This is a genomic window from Zavarzinia sp. (genome assembly GCF_041650655.1).
Lineage (GTDB): Bacteria > Pseudomonadota > Alphaproteobacteria > Zavarziniales > Zavarziniaceae > Zavarzinia.
The window spans coordinates 1-3604 of the sequence record NZ_JBAZKR010000210.1; the positions used below are offsets into that span (position 1 = coordinate 1).

General features: G+C 69.1%; 5 protein-coding genes. 3 read left to right on the forward strand and 2 right to left on the reverse strand.

The window, feature by feature from the left end:
- The first annotated feature begins 321 nt into the window (after nucleotides 1-321).
- The 3 genes from WC493_RS22320 to WC493_RS22330 are packed head-to-tail and all read left to right on the forward strand — an operon-like array spanning nucleotide 322 to nucleotide 2506.
- The gene (locus tag WC493_RS22320) at nucleotides 322-1038 is read left to right on the forward strand and encodes an N-acetylmuramoyl-L-alanine amidase (RefSeq protein WP_373068675.1); all 717 of its coding nucleotides are present in this window, start codon (nucleotides 322-324) and stop codon (nucleotides 1036-1038) included.
- A 26-nt stretch (nucleotides 1039-1064) separates the two neighbouring features.
- Nucleotides 1065-2054, forward strand: a complete 990-nt coding sequence (locus tag WC493_RS22325; RefSeq protein ID WP_373068677.1) for a radical SAM protein — start codon at nucleotides 1065-1067, stop codon at nucleotides 2052-2054.
- 11 nt (nucleotides 2055-2065) lie between these two features.
- Nucleotides 2066-2506, forward strand: coding sequence for a CoA-binding protein (locus WC493_RS22330; RefSeq protein ID WP_373068679.1), 441 nt, complete (start codon nucleotides 2066-2068; stop codon nucleotides 2504-2506).
- A 114-nt stretch (nucleotides 2507-2620) separates the two neighbouring features.
- Here the strand turns inward: WC493_RS22330 and WC493_RS22335 are convergent, their stop codons facing one another.
- Together WC493_RS22335 and hemG are read right to left on the reverse strand one after the other, a co-directional pair.
- Complete coding sequence (locus WC493_RS22335) at nucleotides 2621-2827, reverse strand: hypothetical protein (protein ID WP_373068681.1); 207 nt, start codon at nucleotides 2825-2827, stop codon at nucleotides 2621-2623.
- A 228-nt stretch (nucleotides 2828-3055) separates the two neighbouring features.
- On the reverse strand, nucleotides 3056-3604 hold a 549-nt coding region (gene hemG / locus WC493_RS22340; protein WP_373068683.1), incomplete at its 5' end, for a protoporphyrinogen oxidase.

Below are 3604 nucleotides of genomic sequence, written 5' to 3' on the forward strand. Positions count from 1 at the left end.
GGCCGGACCAATCTCGACGAGGAGGCGGGCGGCGCCGTCGACGGTCTCGTTGTCGGCGTCCGCATCGTAGACGACGGCGACCAGCTCCACCGAGAGCTGGCGCAAGCGTTCGAGAGCGACCCGCGCCTCCGCGGTGACGATGCTGTTGTCGACGAGCTTGCCGGCTCGGTCGGTCACGTATGCTCCTTGCCGTCAGTCGACGCGAGCGGATGCCCGCGCCGCGTCGAGGCGGACTAGCATACATCGGCGCGGCGCCGGACGCCGCCCGGGGTGCGTGGCGACTAGGAAGTCAGTCCGCCGTTCCCGGCGTATACTCTGCGCATGGCTCGTCTCACGCGCATCGCCTTGGCCGCCGCGGCGGCGCTCGCGCTCTGCGCGAGCCTCTCCGCGGCCCTCTTGCTCGGCGACGCCGTCGCGCCCGCGTCCGCCGGCGCGGCCAGCGCGTCCGCGCTCCGTCCGCCGATCAGCGTCAAGCTCATCCCTTTCGGCGCCACGCGCAAGGCGCAGATGGCCGATTACAGCCAGCGCCATTACCACCAGCACAGCTGGAAGCTCAACGACCCCAAGGTCGTCGTTCTCCACCACACCGCCGGAGCCACCTGGCAGCCGGCTTGGTGGACGTTCGCCAACAACACCGCCTACGCGTCGATCCCCGGCAAACCCGAGAAGCCCGGCGTCTCCGCGCATTTCATCATCGACAAGGACGGCACCATCTACCAGTGCCTGCCGCTGTCCGTGCGCGGCCGTCACGCCGTGGGCATGAACTGGACGTCCATCGGCATCGAGTTCGTGCAGGAGATGAAGAGCGGCAAGGACGGCCATTGGATGGACCGCCAGATCCTCGCGCGCAAGGCGCAGGCCAATGCCGGCCTGCGCCTCGTCCGCTACTTGCGGGCGCGTTTCGACATCAAGAAGAGCGATGTGGTCGGCCACGCCACTGCCAACGGCTCGCCGTACTTCAAGGAGTACATGGGCATCAAGAACGCCGCCGGCGACTGGTTCGCGGCGGAAGTGCGCGCCTTTCGCGCACGACTCTGAGCGGGAATCCGGACTCGGGACGCGCTATGAGCATCCGTCTCGATGGTCTTCACTTCCTCGTCACCTACCGCTGCACATACGCGTGCGACCACTGTTTCGTGTGGGGCTCGCCGGACGCCGAGGGCGCCATGACGCTGGCGCAGCTCACGAGCGCGATCGACCAGGCTGCCGCCGGCGGCGTCGGTACGGTCTATTTCGAGGGCGGCGAGCCCATGCTTGCCTACCCCATCGTGCTGGCCGCGGCGGCGCACGCGCGACGCCTCGGCCTGGACTGGGGCATGGTGAGCAACTGTTTCTGGGCGACCTCGGTCGACGACGCCAAGGTGTGGCTCAGGCCCTTCGTCGACCTGGGCATCAGCGACCTGTCGCTGTCCTCGTACGCCTACTTCGTCGAGCACGCCGACGAGAGCTGCCTGCGCAATGCCACGCTGGCGGCACGCGAGCTCGGCCTACCCATGGCCGTGCTCGAAGTCGGTGCCGCCGCCTGTCTCGACATCCCGGAGCTGAGCCTCGGCGAGGACGTCGGCGAGGTCATGTGCAAGGGCAGAGCGGCCGTGGAGCTCGCCCCCGGGCGAGCGGACCGGCCGCCTGACACGCTGGTCACTTGCCCCTACGAGGACTTCTCCGCGCCTGGCCGCGCTCACCTCGGCTGCGACGGGGAGCTGCAGATCTGCCAGGGCATCAGCGTCGGCAACGTGTTCGCCGGCGGGGGAGGCGACGAGAAGGCGGCCGGCGACGCTGGAGGATCACGCGCCGGCGGTCTGGCCGCCGTGCTCGACGCCTACGACCCGGCGCGGCGGCCGGTCGTCGCCGAGATCCTGTCCGGCGGTCCCTGGGCCCTGGCCCAGACGTACGGGCACACTCCGCAGCGCGCGCTGTACGCCGACGAGTGTCACCTCTGCTACGAAACGCGCTTCGCGCTCCGCGAGCGCTTCCCCGATGTGCTCGCGCCGGCCCAGTGCTACGGCCTCACGGCTGAGCAGTCTCCCGGCGCGTCAGAAGACCAACCAGCCTAGGAGGAGAGACCATGCCTTCGGAGTGCGAACGGTTCTGGGAGCGAGACTCGTATGCTGTCGTCGGCCATCAAGGGAGCAAGAAGCCCTTCCCGAAGATCGCCTACGGCGCGCTCAAGGAACGAGGAAGAACGGTGTACGCCATCGATCCCGGCAGCGGGGAAGTCGAGGGCGACAAGGCGTATCCCGATTTCAGCACGCTGCCGGCGCCGGTCGAGGCGGCCGTCCTGGAGCTCCCCAAGGAAGAGACGGCCGCGTGGGTGGCCAAGGCCGCCGATGCCGGCGTGAAAGAGATCTGGATCCACCAGATGACCGACACGCCCGAGGCGCTGGCCGAGGCCCAGAAGCGCGGCCTCCACGTCATCACCGGCCACTGCGCCGTGATGTACAACAAGGTCGGCTTCAGCGTGCATGCACCGCACCGCTGGATATGGAAGCTGGTCGGCAAGTACTGAGCCAGCGGTCGCGGCGTCCTTTTCGGGAGGGCGCGCGAAGCGGCCGACAGCGCGAACAGGGGCGGGCGGCGCACCTGCGCCGCCCGCCCCTGTTCACCCAAAGATCGGCGCGACTCAGGCTGCCGGCGGGATCGCGGTCCGAGAGGCCGTGTGCTTGGCGGGCAGGACGGCGATGATGATCAGCGTGATGATGCTGAAGAAGAACGCCAGGATGACCCAAAGCACCGGGCTCCGCCCCTTGTTGACGGCGATGTAGTAGCTGGCGATCATGCAGACCACGGTAATGACCAGGCCGATGATCATCGAGACGGTGCTGTTCACGTCCCCTCCTCCACTGCGGCGTTGCCCCGGAACCCCATGCCCGAAGGCTGTGTTGCCTCCTACGTCGTCAGCAGTCGCCGTTTGCGTGAGGGGTACGTGTGTCTAGGGAGAGATGTCCAGCGCACCAGGGCATCCATCCCGCGTGCGGAACCGTCCCGTGCCGGCCAGCCGCACCGGGGACGACGTGCTGCGGGCGCTCTGACGAGCGTCGCCCGCAGAGCCGCTACTCTAGTCCTCGACGCCGTCCGCGGCGGGCAGGTCGGCGGGCTGCGGCGGCACGGCGTCTTCGGGCAGGCCGCGGACGTGCTCGAGAGTACGTTCAGCCGCGGCCGCGCCCTCTCGCAGGCAATCGCCGATGCCGATGCCGTGGTAGGCGCCGCCGGCAAGCTCGACGCCAGGCACCTCAGCCACACCGGTCTCGATCCGGTCGACCAGGTCGACATGACCGACGCGATACTGGGGCATGCCGCGCGGCCAGCGGAAGATCTCCACGAACTCGGGCGCGGCGGAGATGCCCATCACCTCGCGAAGCTCCGCGCGCACGACCTTGGTCATCTCGCCGTCATCAAGCTGCGCCGCCGCCTCGATGCCGGCGCGGCCCAGGAAGCTGCGCAGCAGCACGTGACCCTGGGGCGCACGGCCGGGGAACTTGCTGGAGCTCCAGGTCGTGGCCATCACCGGGCGGTTCTCGGCGCGTGGTACGACGAAGCCGAAGCCGGTGAGGTCGTGCTCCACCTGGTCGCGGCGGAAGGCCAGCGAGGCGGTCGCGGTGCCGAC

What these genes read in the sequence shown, in the direction of transcription:
- WC493_RS22330 (WP_373068679.1), top strand. Translation starts at nt 2,066, where the DNA reads ATGCCTTCGGAGTGCGAACGGTTCTGGGAGCGAGACTCGTATGCTGTC.
- WC493_RS22325 (WP_373068677.1), top strand. Translation starts at nt 1,065, where the DNA reads ATGAGCATCCGTCTCGATGGTCTTCACTTCCTCGTCACCTACCGCTGC.
- WC493_RS22320 (WP_373068675.1), top strand. Translation starts at nt 322, where the DNA reads ATGGCTCGTCTCACGCGCATCGCCTTGGCCGCCGCGGCGGCGCTCGCG.